Source organism: Neorhizobium sp. DAR64860/K0K1, assembly GCF_050500205.1.
GTDB classification, from domain to species: Bacteria; Pseudomonadota; Alphaproteobacteria; order Rhizobiales; family Rhizobiaceae; genus Neorhizobium; species Neorhizobium soli.
Map to the genome: position 1 here is coordinate 1,133,687 of NZ_CP191459.1, position 22,176 is coordinate 1,155,862.

The following is a 22,176-nucleotide window of genomic DNA, read 5'->3' on the forward strand; positions in this document are numbered from 1 at the left end:
CGGTCAGATATCCTGACTGATGTCGATATCAGAAATCACGAGGTTCGGGTCACGTCCACGCATCCGTTGAAGGAAAAGGGTTACGCTTTCCCGCATCCCGGGGGTGAAGTCTTCCATGGCGCGTGCGATACGCTTGGATTGCGGCTCGCACAGGGCCAGCGCCAGTTCGCGGCCGGCAAGGGTCGGATAGAGGCGGCGCTGTCTGCGATCCTTGGCCCCGGCCATCTGCCGGATATAGCCAGTCTCGATCAACTGCTTCAGGACGCGGGCGAGGCTCTGCTTGGTAATCTGCAACAGATCGAGAAGATCGGTCACCATCATCCCCGGCTGGCGGCAGACGAAATAGACAACCCGATGGTGGGCGCGCCCCATGCCGATCTTCGCCAGGATAGCGTCCGGATCGGACACGAAGTCGCGATAGGCAAAGAAGAACAGCTCGATCGCTTCGAAATCGATCTGGCCCTCGTCGACCACGGGCATCTGTGGCGGGACTTTCTTGACGGCTTTTCCCGTCGCTGCAGGCGGCACGCCGTTTCCTTTCGCTCGCTACGTCTTCATCGTGTGAAGCTGTTTAACGTAATCCTTTTGCGCTGTCGCCCGTGATAAATCGCTCTGGCGGTCAAAATTCGACCGGTTGTGTTGCTTTCAGGGAGAACACGCACTTTCTTTTGCGCGCATGACTTGTCCGGCGGAACCTTTATCCCCAAGCGCCATTATTCCCAGCGAACGACTGGAGATTATTCAATGAACGCGCACACTTATTCCGCAATGCCGCCGATCGAGCTGAACCAGACCAAGGCCGAAGCTCATCCGCTGCGCCCGGTCTTTATCACGGTGATTGCGCTGAAAGTCGTCGTCTCGGCATTTCTGCTGGCGACTGTTTCGCTGGCCCCGCCGGTTGCTGCCGAAGGCACGTATCTGGCTGCCGCTATCAACTGATTTTGAGGCTGTCATCGGCAAGCCTTCCGGCTATGAAGAACGACAACGTTCAGGGCAGGACAGGCATAATGGGTCGATTGCAGGCAAGCGTCATTCCGGTGACGCCATTTCAACAAAACTGTACCGTCTTCTTTGACGACAATACAAAAACAGGCGTCATTGTCGACCCAGGCGGTGACATCGGGGTTATTCTAGACCTCGTGCGCAAAAGTGGCATTACCCTTTCCGAGATCTGGCTGACCCACGGGCATATCGATCATGCCGGAGGCGCCGACGAACTTCGCGAGGTGCTCGGCATTCCTGTCGTCGGACCCCACCGCGACGATCTTCCCCTTCTCGAAAATCTTGAAAAGCAGGCTCAGATGTTCGGTGTCGACGGCGACGTCCGCAACGTCGTGCCTGGTCGGTTTCTTGACGAAGGCGAAACAGTCTCGTTCGGCGAGCATGTGTTCGAGGTTTTTCATTGTCCGGGACATTCGCCCGGTCACATCATATTCTACAACAGAGACCATGCCTTCGCACATCTTGGTGACGTCCTGTTTGCCGGGTCGGTCGGACGGACTGATCTACCCGGAGGCGATCACGCGACGCTGATGGACTCGATCCGCACCAAGGTTCTGCCGCTGGGAGACGAGGTAGGTTTTATCTGCGGTCACGGACCGGGAAGCCGGATCGGCGACGAGCGCCGCAGCAATCCATTCCTGAAGGGCCTGTAACCGGCAACCGGTATCACGGGCATAAAAAAACCCGGCATCACTGCCGGGCTCCAACTGGAATGAGCGAGCTTTTGAAGCTCAACCGGAGATCTGCAGATTGACGGCCTTGGGGCCTTTTCCGCGACGATCCGGTTCCGTGTCGAAGCTTACTTTCTGGTTTTCAGTCAGCCCGGACAGGCCGGAAGCCTGTACGGCGGAGATATGAACGAAGATATCGGCGCCACCGTTGTCTGGTTTGATAAAGCCGAATCCCTTGTCCGTATTGAAGAATTTCACAGTGCCAGTCTCGGCCATGCAGCAGGTCCTTTTCCTTCTGTCCGTGTTCAGCGGCGGACAGCATCAGAGTGTGCCCTCACGGGCGGCGGCAGGCAGCTTTAAGAAAGGGTCCCTGTGTTTACCGCGGCGACTGGCAGATAAGGTATAAAACCAAGCCCCCAGTTCCCGCCCGAAGTCTTGGCGCCTTCGGAGCGCGTCATTATAGGTCTTCCCATGCTCGTAAATTGCCCGAACATGGACAGAGTGCTGTGTTTATCAAAAATTGGCAAGAAAAAGTTTTTTGAAAGGCAGGCCCGTTCCAGCCTGCCTCATTTGGCCAAAAGCGCTGGAAATGCGGGCTTTGCGCATGGTCCGAAGGAAGTTGGATTAGCAACGGATCGCTGGCGATGCTTCGCCCGATCGGCTCTATGCCTGTTCGCGTCATGTTTGTAGCCGTTTCCAAACGTCTACACTCTCTGCGGGAAGTTCCGCTGCGAGGCGGTGAAGGTGCGGACGGCTAGCTGCCCTGGTGTCTGCGGCCGAAGGTTTTCATCCGCTTGAGAGGGGTGGCCGACGGAAACGGGGCGGCGGCAGAGACGCGAATGGCGGATGCAGGCGAGGGGCTCATGTCGAGGTCGCCGCCGATCCGCGGCAGGCCGTGTTCCGGGAATGTCCTGTCGAACGTGGTCGGGGCGAGCTCAGGCCGTGCGAGTGCATATCCCTGCACGAGAGACGCGCCGAATTCCTCGCACACCTCCACCTGCCACATTTCCTCCAGTCCTTCGATGATCGGCTCTATCCCGTCATCCAGCATCTGCTGCAGGACGACGCGCAGGAGCGCTGCTCCTGCCGGATTGTCGAGGAAATCGCGGACCCAGCCGGGTTCGAATTTGACGTAGTCAGGCTTCACCCGCTTGAGAAGCGCCAGATCGGACTCGCCCGCACCGTAATCATCGATCGCCACCTGGAAGCCGATGGCGCGCATGTGGCTGGTGAAGTCGGCGATGACGGCGGCGTTGGTCTCGGCGGTCTGGCGGATTTCGCAGACGATCCGGTTGACGGCAAGTCCGGCTTCGTGGCTCGCAAGTTTGATGCGTTCGACTTCGTGGCGCATGTCTTCGGGCGTGCGCACCAGACCCGGCTGGAACTTGACGAAGATCTTCGCCTGGCGTCTGTCGAGCCGGCCGGTGTTGAGAATATGTATCGTCCGGACCATGCTGTCGATATCGGCAACTTCGGCGGGATCAACGAGGCTGAAGAATTCGTGCGGGGGAACGGGCTCTTCGCCACGATAGGCGCGCACGAGCCCGACAAAGGCTTCGATGGTCAGCCGATTGCCGGGTTTCGACGTTCTGAAAATGGGCTGAAGCGCGGATCTGAGAATGAAAGGCCCGTACGCGGTCGACCATGCCCCGTCGTCGCCGCGAACCAGGTTGGCGAAAATGCTTCTCGATGCCATACCCGTACCGTCTCCTGCGCAATTTTGCAGATTGTAGGCGAGACGGGTTACGCGGTCGTAAATACGCGCCCGAAGGTTTTAATCAGCGACATTGATCGCATTCATTCATGCTTTTTTCTTGAAAGGCGCCGGTTCATTCTCCATACAGCTTGAGGCGGCCGCTCGGCGGCGAATGAGCGCACCCCGCCGTAGTGTTCAATCAGCCCAGGACCGAAACGACATGGCCTTTCTTGCCGACGCCCTTTCCCGTGTAAAGCCTTCAGCGACAATCGCTGTTTCCCAGAAAGCTCGCGAACTGAAGGCGAAAGGTCGTGATATTATCGGTCTCGGTGCCGGTGAGCCTGACTTCGACACGCCTGACAATGTCAAGCAGGCGGCGATCGACGCGATCAACCGCGGTGAAACAAAGTACACGCCGGTTTCGGGTATTCCAGAGCTGCGCAAGGCGATCGTCGACAAGTTCAAGCGCGAAAACAACCTCGACTACAAGGTCGAGCAGACGATCGTTGGAACCGGCGGAAAGCAGATTCTGTTCAACGCCTTCATGGCGACGATGAATGCAGGGGATGAAGTGATCATCCCAGCACCCTACTGGGTTTCCTACCCGGAAATGGTCTCGATCTGCGGCGGCACGCCGGTAACGATTTCGACCAAGCAGGAAAACAACTTCAAGCTGACGGCCGAAGAGCTGGAAAGCGTGATCACGCCGAAGACCAAGTGGTTCATCTTCAACTCGCCGTCGAACCCGACGGGCGCTGCCTACAGCGCGGATGAACTTAAGTCGCTGACCGACGTGCTGCTGAAGCATCCGCATGTGTGGATCCTGACCGACGACATGTACGAGCACCTGACCTTCGGCGACTTCAAGTTCGCGACGCCGGTCGAAGTGGAGCCGAAGCTCTACGACCGGACGCTGACGATGAACGGCGTTTCCAAAGCCTATGCGATGACCGGCTGGCGCATCGGCTATGCGGCCGGTCCGATCGAACTGATCAAGGCGATGGACATGATCCAGGGCCAGCAGACCTCGGGCGCATCGTCGATCGCACAGTGGGCGGCTGTCGAGGCACTCAACGGTCCGCAGGATTTCGTGACCAAGAACAAGGCGATCTTCGAAGGCCGCCGCGATCTCGTCGTGTCGATGCTCAACCAGGCGTCCGGCATTGTTTGCCCGAAGCCTGAAGGCGCATTCTACGTCTATCCGTCCTGCGCCGGCCTGATCGGCAAGACGGCTCCGACCGGCAAAGTGATCGAAACGGACGAGGATTTCGTGTCCGAGCTCCTGGAATCGGAAGGTGTCGCCGTGGTTCACGGATCGGCCTTCGGTCTTGGCCCGAACTTCCGCATTTCCTACGCGACGTCGGAAGACATTCTCGAAGAAGCCTGCAAGCGCATCCAGCGCTTCTGCGCAGCCTGCAAGTAAGTTTCGAGACACGAGTTTGATGGGAGAGCCCGGCCAAGCGCCGGGCTTTTTCGTGAGTGGTGGTCCAGTGGAGGGAAGGTCGGGGCGGGCCACGGCTATAGCCCCGACCGAGCCCCTTTTCGAGGATCCTGCGTTTAAGCCTTGGTTAGCTTGACGATCGTCGAGGAGCCGGAACGGGTTTCGGTGACGGCGTAGACGGCGCCATCGGGGCCGACCTTGACGTCGCGGATGCGGGCCTTGAGCGGAACGTGTTCTTCGTGGCTCACCTTGTCGCCATCCATATGCAGGACCACCACGCCCTGGGTTACCAGGCCGCCGACCAGGAATGCGCCCTTCCATTCGGGGATCGCATCGCCATCGTAGAAGGCCATGCCGGAGGGGCCGATGACCGGATCCCAGTAATAGACGGGCTGTTCGGTCTGAGCCTTCTCGGTGATGCCGTCGCCTACCTTGCCGCCGCTATATTCGACGCCGTAGGTGACCTCCGGCCAGCCGTAGTTCTTGCCGGCTTCCGGTCGGTTCAACTCGTCGCCGCCCTTGGGGCCATGTTCGACCGTCCAGAGGCGGCCGTTGCCATCGAGTGCTGCTGACTGGAGATTGCGGTGGCCGTAGGACCAGATTTCCGGCCGCGCTTCGGCCTGATCAACGAATGGATTGTCGGGCAGGGCCTTGCCGTCCATGTCGATGCGGAAGACTTTTCCAAGACCGCTTTTGAGATCCTGTGCCTGGACACGCGGCTCCGGATCGGACCGCTCGCCGACCGTGACATAGAGCTCGTTGTTGGGGCCAAAGGTGAGGCGCGAGCCGAAATGCTTGTTGCCGTCATAGCTTGGCATCTGCTGGAAGATCACCTTGACGTTTTCCAGCTTGCCGCCGCCATCGTCGTTGGCGACGAGCTTGGCGGAGGCGACGGATGTGCCGTTGCCGTCTTCACGCTCTTCTGAGAAGGAGAAGAAGATCATTCCGGATGTTTCGTAGTCCGGTGCGAGCGCCACGTCGAGAAGACCGCCCTGGCCAGCGGACAGGACTTTCGGAACGCCTTCGATCGCAGGGCCGGGCTTGCCGTCCTTGATGATATGCATCGCGCCTTCCTTGGCGGTCACCAGCATGCGGCCATCGGGGAGAAATTCCATAGACCAGATGTGCGGAAGCCCTTCGGCAACGACTTCGGTGGTGATCTTAGGCATTTCCGCCGGCTGCGCTGCGCGGGTCTGACCGGTGAAGGCAGGTTTTTGATCCTTCGCATTTGGAGCGCTTGTTTCAACCGGTTTGCCACTGGTCTGCGCCATCGCGGGAGCGCCGACCAGTGCGAGAGCCAGGGCCGTGCCTGCAAGGAAGATGTTCGTGCGTTTCATGGGTCACCTCCGGACTTTGTCTTGATGCCTTTCAGTGGCGATCGCTCGCCAGACATTGTCCCATCTAGGGCGGCCAGTCCCGAAGACCGAACACAGGGTGTTCAACTCTTCTTTATTGCAGATGTCACAATCCGATCATCGTCAGCATGATGAAGGTCGCAAACAGCACAAAATGGGTCATGCCCTCGATTGCGTTGGTCTGGCCGTCGTTGAGGTTGATCGCCGCAACCACGAGCGTGATCGCCACCATCACCGTCTGGACCGGCGTCATCGCCATGATGAAGGGCTGGCCGGTATAGAGCGCGATGCCTTCCATGACCGGGACGGTGAGAATGACCGTCGAGAGCGACGCGCCCATGGCGATGTTGACGACCGACTGCATCCTGTTCTTGAGCGCCGCCCGCATGGCGGTCAGGATTTCCGGCGCGGCGGAGATGGCGGCGACAACCACGGCGGTCAGCGCGATCGGCGCGCCGGAGCCTTCCAGGCCTTCGCCCATGAAGACCGACATGAATTCCGCCAGGAAGCCGATGATCAGAACGCCCAGAAGAATGATGCCGATCGATACGGCCGCGGAATCCTCGGCGGCCTCTTCCTGAGGCGCGGACGCTGTCCCGGCGGCTGCCGCCTTCTGGGTCCGCGGATAGGTGTAGCTGAAGAAGTAGCTGTGCGGCCCGACCTGCATCTTGAGAAAGACGCCGTAGAGCGCGATCATCGCGCAGATGGTAAAGGCGGAATAGTAGTGCCAGCTTTCACGGGGTACGAATTCCGGCACGATCATCGAAATGCCTACCGCCGTCATGATCATGACAGTGTAGGTGCGGCTTGAATCGTCGTTATAGGGTTGCTCGCCATGGCGTAGGCCACCGAGCAGGGCCGCGAGGCCCAGAATGCCGTTGATATCCAGCATCACGGCCGAATAGATCGTGTCGCGCACCAGCGTCGGTGAGGAATTCGAACCCATCATGATGGCGAGGATCAGGACCTCGACCGCCACCGCGGACAGGGTGAGGATCATCGTGCCATAGGGGTCGCCAACCTTGTGCGCCAAAACCTCCGCATGATGGGCGACACGTGTCGATGCAAGCACGATCACGCCGACGAAGAGCGCTGCTGCGATCAGCGACACCGTCTTTCCGGCCTCCAGAATTGAGTGTTCAATGAAGAAGCCGAGAATGGCGACAACGAGGGCGATCAGCAGGAATTTCTCCTGCCGGAGGTGGGTCGCGATTTGCACTGGAAGCTCCTGGAAACGATCTCGGAGAAACTAGGGTTGTCGGTCGACCTGCACAGAGGACGGTTTGCGATAATCGGTCTTTGGTGCCATTATCCTCGCCAGTGGAAGGAACTTCGCGGCGTATTCCGGCTTTTTTGCTCTACGCGGCCTTCTGGACCGAGACCGGTCGGGCAGCCACGAAAAACATACAGGAGGATCTATGACCAAGGTCGTTTACACAATCGTGCCACATGATGGCGGCTGGGCCTATCGACTGGGCGACGTTTATTCCGAAACATTCCCGAACCACAACGACGCGCTGCAGGCGGCCCGGATTGTGGCTGCCGAACAGCAGGTGGGTGGTGAGCCCGAAGAGATCAGCTGGCAGGACGCAAAGGGCGTCTGGCACACCGAGCACAGCGACGGCGGTGACCGTCCCGAAGCCGAAGTTGTGGATGGCGATCAGGCGGACGCGCGCTAGCATTCGCTGCGACCAAAAAGAAGGCCATGCCCGGGGTTTGTGCCAGGCATGGCCGATTTCAGGAAGTAGAGCCTAAAGCTTAGGCTTCTGCTGATTCAAGCGACGGGTAGTCGGTATAACCCTTTGCGCCGCCGCCGTAGAATGTGTTCTTGTCCGGCTCGTTGAGCGGCGCGTTTGTCTTGAAACGCTCGACCAGATCCGGGTTGGCAATGAACAGCTTGCCGAAAGCGACGCCATCCGCATAGCCGCTAGCTACAGCCTTTTCAGCCGTATCCTTTTCATAGCCATTGTTGACCACCCAGGCGCCGGTGCCGCCGGCGTTGCGGTAGGTATCCTTCAGTTCCTGGTAATCGAACGGCTTGCCGCCCTGGACATAGTCGCGGTCACCACCGGTCGCACCCTCGATGACGTGGATGAAGGACAGGTTGCGGGTCGCCAGTTCCTTGACCAGATAGTCGAAGACCGTCTGCGGCGCATCTTCGGTGATGTTGTTGGCAGGCGTAACAGGCGACAGGCGAATGCCGACGCGACCGCTGCCGATGGCTGCAGCGACGGCGTCAACGACTTCGAGCGCGAACCGGGCGCGGTTCTCGACGGAGCCACCGTATTCGTCTTCGCGGAGGTTGGCGCCAGTCTTCAGGAACTGGTCGATGAGGTAGCCGTTGGCGCCGTGGATTTCGACGCCGTCAAAGCCGGCCTCTATCGCAGCCTTTGCACCGGCAGCAAAATCGGCAACGACGCCCGGGATCTCGGAAAGTTCGAGAGCGCGCGGCTCCGATGTATCGGCAAACGCGCCGCTGCCATCCGGGTTGATGATGTAGGTCTTGCCCTTGGCGCCCAGTGCGGAAGGCGCGACGGGTGCGCCTTCATTCGGCTGCAGCGAGGTATGCGAAACGCGACCGACGTGCCAGATCTGGGTAACGATCTTGCCGCCCTTCTTGTGAACGGCTTCCGTCACCTTCTTCCAGCCGTCGATGGCCGGAGCGAGGTAAAGGCCCGGAACGTCGGCATAGCCCTGTCCCTGCTGACTGACCGGGGTGCCCTCGGTGATGATGAGGCCCGCCGAGGCGCGCTGTTCGTAATAGGCGATGTTGAGATCGTTGGGGATCGCCTTCGGCGAACGGTTGCGGGTGAGCGGCGCCATGACGATGCGGTTCTTCAGTTCGATGTCGCCGAACTTTACCGGTTCAAAGAGTGAGGTCACAGGAATATCCTTCCATGCTGCTTTGGGAGTGATTGAGTTAAGGGGTGGCATTCAGAGAGCGGAGCGAAGATTGGTCACGAAGTCTGCGATCTTCTCCTCGTCGCGGCTGTAGAACGCCCATTGACCAACCCGGCTCGTTTTCACGAGGCCGGCTTTTTCGAGGGTCGAAAGGTGCGCAGAGACGGTCGATTGCGACAGACCACATCGTCTTTCGAACTGCTTGGCACAGATGCCCATTTCGAGCGGATGATCCTGATCGGAAAAATGCTGCTCGGGCTGCTTCATCCATTCGAGGAACTCAATCCTCGTCGGATGGGACAGTGCTTTCAGTATCTCGGTGCGATCCATCGTCTTTCCATATCGTCTCTAACCGATATATAGATCGTCTGAAGACGATTTAAAGGAATGACGTTCCCATTTTTTTGAGGAAGGCAAAAAAAAGGGCCTCCAGATTGCTCCGAGGCCCGTCAGGTGTGAAGGTCTAAAACCTCCAGAGGGGAACAGCCGGCGCTGATAACGGGGACGTCATCAATTGCTCCGGCTGATGCCTATATGGGCGCAGCGATTTGTTAGAGCAAGGGGGGTGGCCGAAATATTGACCGTTTCGGTCCAATTACTCTGACAGGCAGCCGAGGATTGCGGCGGGCCGGCAAACCGCAGGGCAAAAAAAGAGGGCCACCGGATCACTCCAGGGCCCTTATAATTATGAAGGTTAAAAACAACCTCCAGAGGGGAACAGCTGCTGCGGTGGAACTGGGAGGAAAGCCACCATATGCATCAGCTGAGTGCGATATGATGGTTTTTTGGGCAAGCGGCAACGCTTTTTTGCGCAGGACTGCCATGCACGTTCTGCACAGCTTACTCTAGTCACTGAGTCGTGTATGAAATCGCTGCGAGAATCCCGGTGCCCATTCTGAGCGAAACGTCTTCGACAGCGATCAGAAATTCCAGTTACGCGCCTTGGCGACGATAAAATCGCGGAAGACCTTCAGCTTGGCAGCGTTCTTCATTTCATCCGGGTAGCAGAAGTAAGTGTCGAATGAAGGGATGTCGGCGCTCAGCGTCAGCTGGATCAACCCAGGGTCGCGGCCGACGATATAGTCGGGCAGGCAAGCGATGCCGATACCAAGCAGGCAGGCTCGTTTGATCGAGGTCTGGCTGTTGATCTGCAGGTGGGGCGTGCGGGTATTGTCCGAAGAACGGCCGGCGGATTCAAGCCAGTTGACGTCGAGAAGGTAATTCGGGGCAGGCTCGCCGAAGGAAATGATGCGGTGGGTGTCGAGGTCCTCGACCGACTGCGGTTCGCCATAGCGGTTGATATAGGACGGGGCTGCATAGACGTGCATGTGCACGGTGAACAGCTTGCGCTGGATCAGGTCCGACTGCTGCGGCTGGCGAAGGCGGATGGCGCAGTCCGCATGGCGCATGTTGACGTCGACTTCCTCGTTATCGAGGATGAGCTGGATCGACATTTCCGGATAAAGCTGCAGGAACTCCTGCACCTTGTCGGTGAGCCAGCCCTGGCCAAGGCCGACCGTCGTCGTGACGCGCAGCTTGCCCGACGGCTTTTCCGTCGTCTCGGTCAGCTGCATCTTCACGGTTTCGAGCTTCAGAAGCACGTCATGCGCGGTGCGATAAAGAAGCTCGCCCTGTTCGGTAAGGATGAGGCCGCGGGCGTGGCGGTGGAACAGTTTGACGCCGACGTCCTGTTCCAGCGCGCTGACCTGCCGGCTGATTGCCGACTGGGACAGATGCAGCTTGTCTGCCGCATGGGTGAAGGATCCCGCCTCCGCCGCAGCGTGGAAGATGCGCAACTTGTCCCAGTCGAGAGGTACGCCCATGCTTACTCCGCAGCAATGGCAACCGGCTGAATGCCGGCGAGGTAACGTTCGGCTTCGAGCGCTGCCATGCAGCCCATGCCGGCGGCGGTGATCGCCTGTCGGAAGGTGTCGTCGGTGACGTCGCCCGCGGCAAACACGCCGGGAACGTCGGTCATTGTTGAATCAGGCGCCGTCCAGAGATAGCCGCCGTTCTTCATCTTCAGCTTGTCCCTGAAGAGTTCGGTCGCCGGCGCATGGCCGATCGCCACGAACACGCCGTCGATCGGCTGATCGGAGATCGTGCCGGTCCTGGTGTCACGCAGGCGCACACCCTCGACCGATGGCGGCAGTGGTGCGCGGGCCGGCTTGCCGGTGACCTCGGCGATTTCGGTGTTCCACATCACCTTGACGTTGGGGCGCTGGAACAGGCGCTCGGACAGGATCTTTTCCGAACGGAACGAGTCACGCCGGTGGACGACCGTCACGGTCTTGGCGATATTGGAAAGATAGAGTGCTTCCTCGACTGCGGAGTTGCCGCCACCGACCACGATCACATCCTTGTTGCGATAGAAGAAGCCGTCGCATGTGGCGCAGGCGGAGACGCCAAAACCCTGGAACTGCTGCTCGCTTTCGATGCCAAGCCATTTGGCCTTAGCGCCGGTCGCGATGATGATCGTATCGGCAGTCCAGACGGTGCCGGAATCGGTGCGGACCGTGAAGGGGCGATGATTCATCTCGACCTCGGTCACGAGATCGTTGACGATCTCGGTGCCCACATGGACCGCCTGCTGCAGCATCTGCTCCATCAGCCAGGGACCCTGGATCGGATCGGCAAAGCCCGGATAGTTTTCAACGTCCGTGGTGATCATCAGCTGACCACCCTGTTCCATGCCTGCAATCAAGACCGGCTTCAGCATCGCACGCGCTGCGTACACCGCAGCTGTATAGCCGGCGGGGCCGGAACCGATGATCAGAACCTCTGTATGACGGGCGGACATGATGACGTTTCCTTTCCAAGACCGTGTCGGGCGCCTGGCGCCGCTTCCTCATATAGGAAGCCATTATTCGGTCTGCCGCTTTTGACACGTCATGTAAGGGCCATCCATGCAACATTGCAAGGGCAGCCTTGCGATAACAACAAGACAGTTGGAACCGCCCGGCAGAAACGGCAGGTCAACTGCGATTGGATGTGTCTCCACGTGCACCTCGGTTGACAACAACTGGACCGGCGCGCGAAATTTTCTTGCGTCGGAACGATGTTATTGTATGTCTTCGCGACACCGAGATGGATACCCGGGAGCCTGCGTGCTCCCGTCAATTTTGAAGGCAGGCACTACACATGGTCGTGAAAGTCGAACTCGATACCATCGACCTGAAGATCCTTCGCGAATTGCAGAAGGACGGACGCATGACCAATGTCGAGCTGTCCGAACGGGTCGGCATATCGGCGCCGCCCTGTCTGCGGCGCGTTCGCAAGCTGGAAGAGAACGGCATCATCAAGGGTTATCGCGCCATGCTGCAGGCGTCGCTGCTCGGATACGATCTTGTCGCCTTCTGCATGGTGGGACTGAAGCAGCAGTCGGACAGCAAGCTGAAGGCCTTCGCGGCGGATATGGAAACGCGGACCTTGGTGCGTCAGGCCTGGATGGTCTCCGGCGAGACCGATTTCCTGCTGCAATGCGTGGCCGAGAACCTCACCGTCTTCCAGGATTTCGTCATCGAGGATCTGACCGCGGTCGACAATGTCGATACGGTTCGCACCATGCTGACGATCCGGCAGGTCAAGGATGCGCCGGTCGTGCAGATCTAGGGTCGTCTCGATCGAAGTCGTCGGAGCGGCAGGGAGCAGGAACCAGAGCATGTCCAGCCACGACATCGAGCTTGTGATCACCTGGGTGGATGGATCGGACCCGGAGCATCGCGCGAAGCGCCTGCGATACGATGACGTTGCGTCGAGCTCGCACGCGGTGGCATCCAGCCCGACGCGGTTTGCCGATAACGGCGAGATTTACTATCTCATCGCCTCCGTGCTGAAATACGCGCCGTTCATCACCAAAATTCACATCGTCACGGACGGGCAGAAGCCGGAATTCGTCGACAGTTTTGCGCAGGCGGGTTTCTGCACGGAAGATTTCATCGCCATCGTTGATCACAAGGTGGTTTTCGACGGGCTTCCGGCCGTGCTGCCGACGTTCAATTCGCTGTCGATCGAGACTGCGGTCTGGAATATTCCGGGACTTTGCGAGAATTTCGTCTACAGCAATGACGACTTCTTTCTGAACGCTCCGACATCTGCCTCCGCGTTCTTTCGCGACGGCAAGCCGATGATTTACGGGCGCGTGAAAAGCGGATTGCGATCCCGCCTCAAGCAGTGCCTGCGGTGGTTCAAGCGGCAGCGGGCGGAAGCGTCCAACGCTGTTCCGAGCTTTACCGTCGCGCAGGAGAAGGGGGCAGAGCTGGCGGGTGCGAAGAACCGGTTTCTGCAGGTCGGCCATTACTTTCACGCGGTCAGACGCTCAACGCTTGCCGATTACTATGCAGCGCATCCCGACGTGCTCCGCCAGCAGCTCTCCCATCGCTTTCGCAACATCGCCCAGCATTCGCCGGTTGCGCTTGCCAATCATCTCGAGATGGAGCGCTTTGGCGCGACCCCGTTACCCGAACACCGCACGGCCTATATCAAGCCGCGGCAGAAGCGGGCGACCGCACCTGTACTCGCCATGATCGAACAGGGCAGCGCCCCGTTCGGATGTATCCAGAGCCAGGACGAACTCAGCATCGAGCTTCGCCAGGCGCTGACTGACGTGATGATAACGAAATTTCACACCCATCTGCCGCACCGGCTTATCGAACACCTGCGGGCGACAGACTGACGAGGTTACCGGTGTAGACAGGACTGCCGAGGCTACGGCAGCAAGACTTGGAGAACGTGCGTGGTACGCAAGAAGAGTAAGCTCGAGGCACTGCTGTCCTTCAACCGCTACCGCAAGCGCTGGGGAGCAGCAAAATACGCCAAGCTCGACCAGGATTACGCGGGCATGAAGCAGCGGCTGATCGAGGATTCGGATCGCGAGCACCGGTCGGGCAAGCAGAAGTCGCTCGACGATCACATGGCGAACCTGAGACTGGAGTTCAAAGGCCAGCCGGAACTGCTGTTCTATCATGCACAGCTTATCGTCCTGATGCGGCGCGAATATAATGTCCGGGAGACGTACCAGCAGTTCAAGACCCTGTGGGAGAATGAAGCGCCGTTCCTCACCGCCCATCTCGATCTGCGATGGCTGATCTCCGCGAGCGACAGCATCGCCGATCTCGACGAGGACATGACGGCAAGGGCGATCGCCATGATCGGCTCCTCGCTTGCCAACACGATCAAGGTTTACGAGACCGACCGCTTTATCCATGGCGGCGACGAGCGTCCTGTCTCGCAAGATGCGATCGAACAGACGCAAGGTGCGCCGATGCACAGGTTCAACGGGATGTATCTGTTCAAGGTGGGGACCGACGACACGCTGCGAAACATGCGCTGGCGGCTCGATCCGTTTTTCAAACAGGGGATTGCCGGCGCGATCGCGAAGGCGATCTACGACCGCCTGCAGGAGAACGACACGGCATTCAGCCGTTTACGAGCGCTCCACCACCGCGATCGCAGCGGATGGTGGTAGCAGCAGCGTGAGTTGTCCCGGGTTCAGGATGGCTCGCCATTCTTTGCGCGCTGCTTTTTGCGCTGCTTCACCAGCCTGTCCTTCTTGGACCTGATCCGCATACCTCTTGCGAGATTGTAGATGACGCGAAGCGGCATGGTGATCGTGATCAGCTTGCCGAGGTTGCGGTTGCTGTTTTCCAGCCGTTCGGAAAGGACCTGGATCGCCGCGAACACGAAGTTGCTGTTGTCGATATCGGGGAAGTGGCGCGACAGCGCCTTGTAGGGATTGAAAGCTGTTCTTCCTGCCATTTCGAGCTTGTCGCTGTTGGCGAGCAGTTGCAGCACCGACTGTTCGAACGTCCAGTCGTGGATGTGGAACATCTGCCACTTGCGGCTGCGGCGTCCCGAAAAACCGCACAGCACGACCTTCGCCTGCGGGACCTTCTCGCAGAGCCAGACCGAAAGCGCGAAGCCCGAGCTGGCGGTATGGTCGCGCGGGTAGAAATCTTCGAGGTAACCGCACAGGTCGATGGCACCTGCTGCGACGCCGCCGAACTCGGCCGGTTCCGTCACCTGTTCCATCGTGGCAGCACGCATGCTCATGATACCGGTAAACCCGGGGCCCGGCAGCAGGGCCAGCACCTTGTCGAGAGCGTTGTCGTAGATCAGTTCGGACCCGACACGGCTGGTGCGTGCCACGAGCAGCGAATTGCGCGTGAACGGCGCTTTCAGCACCTTGCTGACGTAGTTGAAAAAGACGAACAGCGTCGTTTCCGGATAGGCGGCGTGGATCTCGTTGAAGTTCTGCTCGTCACTGTTGGCGACAAGGACGATGTTGGTATAGCCGGCGAAAAACTGCTGCCAGTCTTCCTCGTTCATAAGGCCGCTCGTCGTCGGTCTGTGCTGCGCCATCCCGGCAGAAAGTTCCGTCATTTGAAGCGTCCTCCATGCAGATGCGGGCAGAGCCGGACCGGTTGCGTGGCACCGAATACCTCTGAAGTTTTCATGGTCTGGTCTCTAAAAGCGTTTCGTAGATTTCCGCCAGACTGTTGGCTTCCTTTTCGATGGCGAAGGCGACGCGCACATGCTCGCGACCGCTCCAGCCCTGCTGGCCGGCCAGTGCAGGGTTTTCGAAATAGGTGCGAAGTGCATCGCGAAGCGCCGTGTAATCGCCGGCCGGAACAACCGATCCCGTCTCACCTTCGACGATCATTTCGGAATAGGCGCCGGCATCGCTTGCAACGACTGCGGTTCCCGATGCCATCGCCTCGAGCGGCGTCAGTCCGAAGCCTTCATTACGGGACGGCGCCACATACAGAGACAGGCGACGGTACCAAGGTTTGATGTCGTCCACTTCGCCCATGAACAGGATGCGATCTGTCAGACCGCTCATGGCGACATCGGCTTTCAACGCATCGCCGAAAACCTTGTTGTCCGGCGTGACACGCCCGCAGACGACGCCCGTCCATTCGGGATAGGACGGCAACAGTTCGATCAGGGCGCGCACGAAAAGGTCTGTGCCCTTCTGATGCCGAACGCGCCCGAAGCAGCCGATCAGATGCTTGCCGAAACCATCTGCCGGGGAGGAAGGGTCGGATGGGCCGGAGGGACGGAAGAGATCGAGATCGACGCCGTGGTGCACCACCTTATAGGGCATTTTCAGGTATGAACCCGATCGTGCAGACGTCGCGACGACCGCATCCATCTTGCTGATCAGAAAACGCGTCCAGGCGGAATGGGTTCGTTGCGCGGCGGAGGTAAACAAGAGCTTCAGCGGCATCCGCAGCACATCGCGCATGAAGAGGCCGGGCAGCATTTCGATATTGCGGCGGGCATGCCAGACACGGGCGCGCCGCCCTGATGGCGGTGACCACAGCGCGGGAAGGTCGGCGTAGCGGATGTGGGGGAGGTGGGAGGGCAGGCCGGGCCCGAGGACCGCGATCTTCTGACCCTTTGCCCTTTGCACCGGAATCAGCTGGACGATCGTGGACGTCACTCCGGAGAGCCGCTTCTTGAAGTTCGGCGCAATCACTTCGATATCGGATATATCGACCACGGAGCCGGGAGCGATACCGCTGCCCATCTCCGTGGCGACTTCGCCAGACGTTTCCACGAGCGATCAGCCCCAGGTAATGGCGAGAATCTCGTAGGCTTTTGAGCCGCCAGGGGCGACGACTTCGATACTGTCACCCTTTTCCTTGCCGATCATGGCACGGGCGATGGGTGAGGAGATCGAGATGCGGCCAGCCTTCACATCGGCTTCCTGATCGCCGACGATCTGATAGGTTTTTTCCTCTTCGGTATCCTCATCGATCAGCTTGACGGTTGCGCCGAACTTGATCGTGGAACCGGACATCTTGGAGAGGTCGATCACTTCGGCGCGGGCCGTGAAATCTTCCAGCTCGCCGATGCGGCCTTCATTGTGGCTCTGGGCTTCCTTGGCCGCGTGGTATTCGGCGTTTTCCGAAAGGTCACCATGAGCGCGCGCTTCCGCAATCGCTTCGATGATGCGGGGACGCTCCTCCTGCTGGCGCCAGCGCAGTTCTTCCTGCAACTGGGTAAACCCCTTCGGCGTCATCGGTACCTTTTCAACCATTTTCTTGTCCTTAAGGCGCATGTCCGCGGATGCCGCGGACACAAAAAGAAACAGGTTCCGGAGCGGTAACTTCGGAACCATCTGCAGCATCTGAATTTAGGGCATCATAACAGAATTTCGACTGCTCCCGCTAGGAAAATCGAAATGGTGTCAGATGCGCCAGCTGGAGTTGAATGAATCAAACGTCCCTCGATTTGTCAACGGGTTGACGCAGTCATAAAGAACATATAGAGAACGCACTAATGAAGAAGTCGCTGAAAGAACGGTTGGCGATCCTGTCGGACGCTGCCAAGTACGACGCCTCCTGCGCCTCCAGCGGGACATCGAAGAGAGATTCGTCGGTATCCGGCGGATTGGGTTCGACCGAGGGGTCCGGCATCTGCCATGCCTATGCCCCGGATGGTCGCTGCATCTCCCTTCTGAAAATCCTTATGACGAATTTCTGCATCTACGATTGTGCCTATTGCATCAATCGTTCCTCCAGCAATGTCGAGCGCGCCCGGTTCACGCCTGAAGAGGTTATCTGGCTGACGCTGGAATTCTATCGGCGCAATTATATCGAGGGTCTGTTCCTGTCGTCGGGCATTATCCGCTCGTCCGATCACACGATGGGCGACATGGTACGGATCGCGCGGGAATTGCGGACCGTTCATAATTTTCGCGGCTACATCCATTTGAAGACGATCCCGGAAGCGTCGCAGCAGCTGATCGAGGAGGCGGGGCTTTATGCCGACCGTCTGTCGATCAACATCGAACTGCCGACCGATGCCGGGATCAGCCAGTTTGCGCCGGAAAAGCGGCCCGCCAATATTCGTCGCTCGATGGGCGATCTGCGCCTGAAGATCGAGGAAATGCGCGATCCGACGCTGCAGACCAAGCGTCGCAAGCGGTTCGCGCCTGCCGGCCAGAGCACGCAGATGATCGTCGGGGCAGACGGCGCCAACGACGCGACCATTCTTGGGACGAGCGCCAGACTTTATGGCAGCTACAGCCTGAAACGCGTCTATTACTCTGCCTTCAGTCCGATCCCGGACTCGTCGAAGACACTGCCGCTGATCAAGCCGCCGTTGATGCGCGAGCATCGGCTCTATCAGGCGGACTGGCTTTACCGGTTCTACGGGTTCGAGATCGGCGAGATTACGGCGTCCACGGAAAACGGCATGCTGGATCTAGACCTTGATCCGAAGCTTGCCTGGGCGCTCGGCAACCGCGACAAGTTTCCGGTCGATGTGAACAGGGCGGACAAGGAGACGCTGCTGAGGGTGCCGGGTTTCGGGACCAAGACCGTCGGAGCGATCCTGTCGTCGCGCAGGTTTCGCAAGCTGCGGCTGGAGGATTTAAAGCGGCTGAGCGTGTCTCTGAAGAAGGTACAGCCCTTTATCACCTGCGAAGGGTGGACACCGCGCAAGCTTGCCGACCGGGCCGATCTGCGATCCATGTTCCAGCCAAAGCCGGAGCAGCTGTCGCTTCTATGATGTACCGAGTCTTGTTGCGGGGGAGAGGCGATCTGACCGAGTGGCGCGATGCTGCGCGTGCCTATCTGGCGGCCGGCATCGCACCTGATCGTGTCGAGTGGCGCACGATGGACGACACGGACGGATTGTTCGGGCTGGACGGCAATCAGTTGCCTGAGCCTGTCGACAAGCCGGTGACGCAGGGTGTTCCTCCAGCCTTTCTGAAGCTTGCCGCCTCGGTCATCTGCCATTCCGATCCGACGCGGTTCTCGCTTCTCTACCGGATGCTGTTTCGCATGGCGCACGGGCGCAATTTTCTGGGTATGGCGACCGACCCGGATGTGGTTGCGGCAAACCGGATGTCGAAGTCGATCGGCCGCGACTATCACAAGATGACCGCCTTCGTCCGTTTCAAGGAAATCCCACTGCCGGAGGGTGTTGCCGGACGCCGGCGCTTTGTGTCCTGGTTCGAGCCTGATCATTTTATCATCGACCGTGTGGCCCCGTTTTTTCAGCGTCGTTTCAACGACATGGACTGGCTGATCGTGACGCCCAAGGGTTCGGCGTCCTGGGATGGCGAGACCCTGCGGACCAGCGATGAGCCCGCCGAAAAGCCCGACCTTCGCGACGACACGGACGATCTGTGGCGGACTTACTATGCCAATATCTTCAACCCCGCGCGGCTGAAGGTGAAGATGATGATGTCGGAAATGCCGAAGAAGTACTGGAAGAACCTGCCCGAGGCCGAGCTTATTCCGGGCATGATCGCCAGCGCCGAGGCAAATGTGATCGAGATGGGACGCAAGGCGGCGAGCGAACCCCTGGCGTTCCACCATCGCATCCAGGAAGCCGCAGCACGGGTGCCCACGCCAGAAGGGCCGACCGCCGGTACAATCGAGGCCTTGCGGGAGGAAGCACGTCGCTGCACCCGCTGTGACCTCCATTGCATGGCGACCCAGACGGTTTTCGGCGAGGGGCCCGTCAATGCCAAGGTGATGATCGTCGGCGAGCAGCCGGGCGATCAGGAGGATCTGGCCGGGCGTCCCTTCGTCGGGCCGGCGGGCAAAGTGTTCAACGAGGCGGTGAGCGCGGCCGGGATCGACCGGACGCAATTCTACATCACCAATGCGGTGAAGCATTTCAAATACGAGCCACGCGGCAAGCGGCGCATTCACCAGAAGCCAAATATGGGCGAGGTGCAGCAGTGTCGCTGGTGGCTCGTCCAAGAACTCGATCTGGTGCAGCCCAAGCTGGTCGTCGCGATGGGTGCGACCGCGCTGTTTTCACTGACCGAGATGCGCCACAAGCTGGAGGACGTCCGGGGCAGGCCGATTGCCATGCAGAACGGTCGGATGCTGTTTGTCACCGTGCATCCGTCCTACCTGCTTCGCATCCCCGATCTGGGGCGAAAGGCGGAGGAGGTGGCGCGGTTCAAAGAGGATATCGTGGCAATCGGACGGTTGGCTTCGTAAGCGAAGCATCAGGTTCATTGGCGGGCCCAGGTTTCAATTGACTTCGTCTTGAAATGAAAGCTGTATTCGGCGGGGTCTCTCAAGACTATAGCTGGGGAATATGTCGAATACAGACGTTGCGGTCACGCCGCCATTCAAGACGCAACCTTTCGGATCCACGCTTCGGTGCGAATATTCGCTAATGGAGGCGGTCGGGTATATCATACTCTGGGTGATCATCAGTGTGTTGACACTTGGGATCGGTGCGTTCTTCGCGGTTTACTACTTCTACAAGAGCATCATCAACAAGACCTACCTGATCGGCCGGGACGGCCAGCGGATCGCCCGGCTCGAATGTGAACTCAACCTGGCGGAGATGATAGGTCACATCCTGATCTGGATCCTGATCTCCATCGTGACGCTCGGGATCGGTCTTGTGTTCTACGTCTTCCGCACCTTGCGGCTCTGCTTCAACAGGACAAGGCTCGTTTATATCTGACAGCTCAGTGTCCCGAGCCGATCGCGCTTTCGTCGATATGGGCGCGGGCGTAGATCGTGCGAGCAGTCGCTGCGAGGATAAGCAGGACCAGTGAGGCGAGGAGGCAGCAGCTGGCAAAACCCGTCGAGAAGGATTGCCGGGCGGCCTCCAGCCAGACCGGGCCTTCGCCTGCCTGAAGAGCGCTTCCGCCGAGCCCGCGGGCCGTCTCGACGGCGCCGCCGATGGTCGCCCTGACCGTCGCTGCCTGGGCAGGGTCGAGGCCGGTAACATCCGCGCCATCCATTAGAATGCGATAGACCAGTGTGCCGAAGCTGCCGAGAAGGGCGACACCGAGGGCGCCGCCGAATTCGGCGCTGGTTTCGGAAATCGCCGAGGCCGAGCCGGAGCGTTCCGGTGGCGCCGTGCCAACGATCAGGCCAGTCGTCGTCAAAACGACGGGCACAAAGCCGATGGCGATGATCATGGTCGAGCCGAGGACGCCGTAAAGGCTCTCGGAATAGGCAGCGATGGACATGGAGAACATGCCGGCCGCGTTGATGATGAGACCGATCAGGACGGTGTTGACCGGACCGAACCGGTTGGTGAAACGGTAGGCCTGTAGTGACATGACGGTAAAGACGATCGATGACGGGATCGACCAGAGGGCGGCTTCGAGCGGCGACAGGCCGAGCACGAACTGCAGGAAGAGGTTCTGGTAGAGAAACACCCCGAAGACGAAGAACATGCCCGCGAGATTGACGAGAAGCGAGGCGGTGAAGGCGGGGATGGCGAAAAGCTTGAGGTCGATCAGAGGCTGCGTCAGGCGCTTCTGACGGCGGATGAACAGGTAGCCGAACGCAACGCCGACCGCGATCGGGATCAGATGCTGGCTCTGGAACCCATCTGCCGCCATGTGCTTGAAGCCGTAGATCACCGGCAGCACGGTCGCGAGCGACAGGACGACGCTGACGAGATCGAGCTTGGCACTTTCCGGGCTCTTGTATTCCGGCAATAGGAACGGGGCGACGACCAGAAGCACCAGCATGATCGGAATGTTGATGAGAAACACCGAGCCCCAGTGAAAATACTGCAGGAGAAAGCCGCCGAGGAGCGGGCCAATTAGTCCGCCCAGTGCGAAAGCTGTTCCCCAGATGCCGATCGCCCGGTTTCGCTCGGCTTCGTTCTTGAAGAGGTTGACGATCAGCGACAGGGTCGAGGGCGCGATCGTCGCGCCGGCAATGCCGAGAAGCGCACGGGCGGCGATGAGTTGCTGCGCTGTCGATGAGAAGGCGGCAAGTGCCGAGGCGATCCCGAAGGCGAATGCGCCGATCAGCAGCACGCGGCGGCGGCCGATCCGGTCTCCGAGCGTGCCCATGGTGACGAGAAAACCGGCGACCATGAAGCCGTAGATGTCGTTGATCCAGAGCAGTTCGGACGCGGACGGATCGAGATCCACGACGATCGCGGGGACGGCGAGAAACAGGATGGACAAGTCCATCGAGTAGATCAGGCAGGCGATCGACAGGACGCAGGCACCGATCCATTCCCGGCGACCGGCAGGCTCGTGGCCCGGATGTTGCGACGGCGTCTGCATCGTTCCTCTCCCAGATATCGGCTTGCGGATTTACCGCACGTCTCAGGATCGGGCAACCGCGGGGCCAGCAAAGAAAACGGGCGCCAGAG

Annotated in this window: 23 protein-coding genes; 10 read left to right on the top strand and 13 right to left on the bottom strand. The window is 59.4% G+C overall.

Annotation, left to right across the window (positions count from 1 at the left end; translation table 11 throughout):
* Positions 1-3 precede the first annotated feature (3 nt).
* Positions 4-528 carry a MarR family winged helix-turn-helix transcriptional regulator gene (locus ACQY1J_RS10170; protein ID WP_062582974.1) on the bottom strand — a complete coding sequence of 175 codons (525 nt, stop codon included), beginning with the start codon at positions 526-528 and terminating at the stop codon, positions 4-6.
* Between the two features lie 216 nt (positions 529-744).
* Between ACQY1J_RS10170 and ACQY1J_RS10175 the strand changes: the two genes are divergently transcribed.
* Entirely contained in the window at positions 745-939 is a 195-nt protein-coding gene (locus tag ACQY1J_RS10175; RefSeq protein ID WP_062455833.1) for a hypothetical protein, read from the top strand.
* Positions 940-1,007: 68 nt separating this feature from the next.
* The gene (locus tag ACQY1J_RS10180) at positions 1,008-1,655 is read left to right on the top strand and encodes an MBL fold metallo-hydrolase (protein WP_430251365.1); all 648 of its coding nucleotides are present in this window, start codon (positions 1,008-1,010) and stop codon (positions 1,653-1,655) included.
* A 78-nt stretch (positions 1,656-1,733) separates the two neighbouring features.
* Here ACQY1J_RS10180 and ACQY1J_RS10185 read toward each other — a convergent pair whose 3' ends face one another.
* Together ACQY1J_RS10185 and ACQY1J_RS10190 are read right to left on the bottom strand one after the other, a co-directional pair.
* Positions 1,734-1,949, bottom strand: coding sequence for a cold-shock protein (locus tag ACQY1J_RS10185; protein WP_006725577.1), 216 nt, complete (start codon positions 1,947-1,949; stop codon positions 1,734-1,736).
* A 478-nt stretch (positions 1,950-2,427) separates the two neighbouring features.
* Positions 2,428-3,369, bottom strand: coding sequence for an EAL domain-containing protein (locus ACQY1J_RS10190; protein WP_430251366.1), 942 nt, complete (start codon positions 3,367-3,369; stop codon positions 2,428-2,430).
* 220 nt (positions 3,370-3,589) lie between these two features.
* Between ACQY1J_RS10190 and ACQY1J_RS10195 the strand changes: the two genes are divergently transcribed.
* Positions 3,590-4,792 (top strand): pyridoxal phosphate-dependent aminotransferase, encoded by a 1,203-nt coding sequence (locus tag ACQY1J_RS10195; protein WP_062455840.1) that lies wholly within the window; start codon positions 3,590-3,592, stop codon positions 4,790-4,792.
* A 134-nt stretch (positions 4,793-4,926) separates the two neighbouring features.
* Here the strand turns inward: ACQY1J_RS10195 and ACQY1J_RS10200 are convergent, their stop codons facing one another.
* Entirely contained in the window at positions 4,927-6,147 is a 1,221-nt protein-coding gene (locus ACQY1J_RS10200; protein WP_430251367.1) for a PQQ-dependent sugar dehydrogenase, read from the bottom strand.
* A 124-nt stretch (positions 6,148-6,271) separates the two neighbouring features.
* A complete protein-coding gene (locus ACQY1J_RS10205) occupies positions 6,272-7,384 on the bottom strand; it encodes a calcium:proton antiporter (RefSeq protein ID WP_062455845.1) in 1,113 nt (370 codons plus the stop codon).
* A gap of 199 nt (positions 7,385-7,583) precedes the next feature.
* On the opposite strand from ACQY1J_RS10205, the gene ACQY1J_RS10210 reads away from it, so the two are divergent.
* Entirely contained in the window at positions 7,584-7,844 is a 261-nt protein-coding gene (locus tag ACQY1J_RS10210; protein ID WP_062455848.1) for a DUF2188 domain-containing protein, read from the top strand.
* Between the two features lie 79 nt (positions 7,845-7,923).
* Here the strand turns inward: ACQY1J_RS10210 and ACQY1J_RS10215 are convergent, their stop codons facing one another.
* The 4 genes from ACQY1J_RS10215 to trxB all read right to left on the bottom strand — a co-directional run bounded on the left by ACQY1J_RS10215 (position 7,924) and on the right by trxB (position 11,866).
* Positions 7,924-9,048, bottom strand: coding sequence for an alkene reductase (locus ACQY1J_RS10215; RefSeq protein WP_430251368.1), 1,125 nt, complete (start codon positions 9,046-9,048; stop codon positions 7,924-7,926).
* A gap of 51 nt (positions 9,049-9,099) precedes the next feature.
* Complete coding sequence (locus tag ACQY1J_RS10220) at positions 9,100-9,396, bottom strand: ArsR/SmtB family transcription factor (protein WP_062455854.1); 297 nt, start codon at positions 9,394-9,396, stop codon at positions 9,100-9,102.
* Positions 9,397-9,986: 590 nt separating this feature from the next.
* A complete protein-coding gene (locus tag ACQY1J_RS10225; protein ID WP_062455858.1) occupies positions 9,987-10,889 on the bottom strand; it encodes a LysR family transcriptional regulator VtlR in 903 nt (300 codons plus the stop codon).
* Positions 10,890-10,891: 2 nt separating this feature from the next.
* Positions 10,892-11,866: a thioredoxin-disulfide reductase gene (trxB, locus tag ACQY1J_RS10230; protein ID WP_062455861.1), complete on the bottom strand. Its 975-nt coding sequence runs from the start codon at positions 11,864-11,866 to the stop codon at positions 10,892-10,894.
* A gap of 341 nt (positions 11,867-12,207) precedes the next feature.
* Here trxB and ACQY1J_RS10235 point away from each other — a divergent pair, with 341 nt between their 5' ends.
* The 3 genes from ACQY1J_RS10235 to ACQY1J_RS10245 are packed head-to-tail and all read left to right on the top strand — an operon-like array spanning position 12,208 to position 14,533.
* Positions 12,208-12,678: an Lrp/AsnC family transcriptional regulator gene (locus ACQY1J_RS10235; protein ID WP_062455864.1), complete on the top strand. Its 471-nt coding sequence runs from the start codon at positions 12,208-12,210 to the stop codon at positions 12,676-12,678.
* Positions 12,679-12,727: 49 nt separating this feature from the next.
* Entirely contained in the window at positions 12,728-13,741 is a 1,014-nt protein-coding gene (locus ACQY1J_RS10240) for a Stealth CR1 domain-containing protein (protein WP_430251369.1), read from the top strand.
* A 60-nt stretch (positions 13,742-13,801) separates the two neighbouring features.
* Positions 13,802-14,533, top strand: a complete 732-nt coding sequence (locus tag ACQY1J_RS10245; RefSeq protein WP_430251370.1) for a hypothetical protein — start codon at positions 13,802-13,804, stop codon at positions 14,531-14,533.
* A 23-nt stretch (positions 14,534-14,556) separates the two neighbouring features.
* Here ACQY1J_RS10245 and ACQY1J_RS10250 read toward each other — a convergent pair whose 3' ends face one another.
* From ACQY1J_RS10250 to greA, 3 genes are all read right to left on the bottom strand, one after another.
* The gene (locus tag ACQY1J_RS10250) at positions 14,557-15,447 is read right to left on the bottom strand and encodes a 3-deoxy-manno-octulosonate cytidylyltransferase (protein WP_430251371.1); all 891 of its coding nucleotides are present in this window, start codon (positions 15,445-15,447) and stop codon (positions 14,557-14,559) included.
* Positions 15,448-15,517: 70 nt separating this feature from the next.
* Positions 15,518-16,570: a glycosyltransferase family 4 protein gene (locus ACQY1J_RS10255; protein ID WP_430251905.1), complete on the bottom strand. Its 1,053-nt coding sequence runs from the start codon at positions 16,568-16,570 to the stop codon at positions 15,518-15,520.
* A 63-nt stretch (positions 16,571-16,633) separates the two neighbouring features.
* The gene (gene greA, locus ACQY1J_RS10260; protein ID WP_430251372.1) at positions 16,634-17,110 is read right to left on the bottom strand and encodes a transcription elongation factor GreA; all 477 of its coding nucleotides are present in this window, start codon (positions 17,108-17,110) and stop codon (positions 16,634-16,636) included.
* 242 nt (positions 17,111-17,352) lie between these two features.
* Here greA and ACQY1J_RS10265 point away from each other — a divergent pair, with 242 nt between their 5' ends.
* From ACQY1J_RS10265 to ACQY1J_RS10275, 3 genes are all read left to right on the top strand, one after another.
* Positions 17,353-18,585 (top strand): putative DNA modification/repair radical SAM protein, encoded by a 1,233-nt coding sequence (locus ACQY1J_RS10265; RefSeq protein ID WP_062455876.1) that lies wholly within the window; start codon positions 17,353-17,355, stop codon positions 18,583-18,585.
* Complete coding sequence (locus tag ACQY1J_RS10270) at positions 18,585-20,036, top strand: UdgX family uracil-DNA binding protein (RefSeq protein WP_430251907.1); 1,452 nt, start codon at positions 18,585-18,587, stop codon at positions 20,034-20,036. The genes ACQY1J_RS10265 and ACQY1J_RS10270 overlap by 1 nt, the downstream gene beginning before the upstream one ends.
* Before the next feature lie 100 nt (positions 20,037-20,136).
* On the top strand, positions 20,137-20,514 hold the full coding sequence (locus ACQY1J_RS10275) for a DUF6693 family protein (protein WP_062455881.1): 378 nt from the start codon (positions 20,137-20,139) through the stop codon (positions 20,512-20,514).
* Positions 20,515-20,518: 4 nt separating this feature from the next.
* Here the strand turns inward: ACQY1J_RS10275 and ACQY1J_RS10280 are convergent, their stop codons facing one another.
* Positions 20,519-22,087, bottom strand: coding sequence for an MFS transporter (locus ACQY1J_RS10280; protein ID WP_430251373.1), 1,569 nt, complete (start codon positions 22,085-22,087; stop codon positions 20,519-20,521).
* Positions 22,088-22,176 lie beyond the last annotated feature (89 nt).

What these genes read in the sequence shown, in the direction of transcription:
- ACQY1J_RS10185 (WP_006725577.1), bottom strand. Translation starts at nt 1,949, where the DNA reads ATGGCCGAGACTGGCACTGTGAAATTCTTCAATACGGACAAGGGATTC.
- ACQY1J_RS10235 (WP_062455864.1), top strand. Translation starts at nt 12,208, where the DNA reads ATGGTCGTGAAAGTCGAACTCGATACCATCGACCTGAAGATCCTTCGC.
- ACQY1J_RS10265 (WP_062455876.1), top strand. Translation starts at nt 17,353, where the DNA reads ATGAAGAAGTCGCTGAAAGAACGGTTGGCGATCCTGTCGGACGCTGCC.
- greA (WP_430251372.1), bottom strand. Translation starts at nt 17,110, where the DNA reads ATGGTTGAAAAGGTACCGATGACGCCGAAGGGGTTTACCCAGTTGCAG.
- ACQY1J_RS10275 (WP_062455881.1), top strand. Translation starts at nt 20,137, where the DNA reads ATGTCGAATACAGACGTTGCGGTCACGCCGCCATTCAAGACGCAACCT.
- ACQY1J_RS10180 (WP_430251365.1), top strand. Translation starts at nt 1,008, where the DNA reads ATGGGTCGATTGCAGGCAAGCGTCATTCCGGTGACGCCATTTCAACAA.
- ACQY1J_RS10210 (WP_062455848.1), top strand. Translation starts at nt 7,584, where the DNA reads ATGACCAAGGTCGTTTACACAATCGTGCCACATGATGGCGGCTGGGCC.
- ACQY1J_RS10270 (WP_430251907.1), top strand. Translation starts at nt 18,585, where the DNA reads ATGTACCGAGTCTTGTTGCGGGGGAGAGGCGATCTGACCGAGTGGCGC.
- ACQY1J_RS10250 (WP_430251371.1), bottom strand. Translation starts at nt 15,447, where the DNA reads ATGACGGAACTTTCTGCCGGGATGGCGCAGCACAGACCGACGACGAGC.
- ACQY1J_RS10240 (WP_430251369.1), top strand. Translation starts at nt 12,728, where the DNA reads ATGTCCAGCCACGACATCGAGCTTGTGATCACCTGGGTGGATGGATCG.
- ACQY1J_RS10175 (WP_062455833.1), top strand. Translation starts at nt 745, where the DNA reads ATGAACGCGCACACTTATTCCGCAATGCCGCCGATCGAGCTGAACCAG.
- ACQY1J_RS10190 (WP_430251366.1), bottom strand. Translation starts at nt 3,369, where the DNA reads ATGGCATCGAGAAGCATTTTCGCCAACCTGGTTCGCGGCGACGACGGG.
- ACQY1J_RS10195 (WP_062455840.1), top strand. Translation starts at nt 3,590, where the DNA reads ATGGCCTTTCTTGCCGACGCCCTTTCCCGTGTAAAGCCTTCAGCGACA.
- ACQY1J_RS10200 (WP_430251367.1), bottom strand. Translation starts at nt 6,147, where the DNA reads ATGAAACGCACGAACATCTTCCTTGCAGGCACGGCCCTGGCTCTCGCA.
- trxB (WP_062455861.1), bottom strand. Translation starts at nt 11,866, where the DNA reads ATGTCCGCCCGTCATACAGAGGTTCTGATCATCGGTTCCGGCCCCGCC.
- ACQY1J_RS10220 (WP_062455854.1), bottom strand. Translation starts at nt 9,396, where the DNA reads ATGGATCGCACCGAGATACTGAAAGCACTGTCCCATCCGACGAGGATT.
- ACQY1J_RS10280 (WP_430251373.1), bottom strand. Translation starts at nt 22,087, where the DNA reads ATGCAGACGCCGTCGCAACATCCGGGCCACGAGCCTGCCGGTCGCCGG.
- ACQY1J_RS10225 (WP_062455858.1), bottom strand. Translation starts at nt 10,889, where the DNA reads ATGGGCGTACCTCTCGACTGGGACAAGTTGCGCATCTTCCACGCTGCG.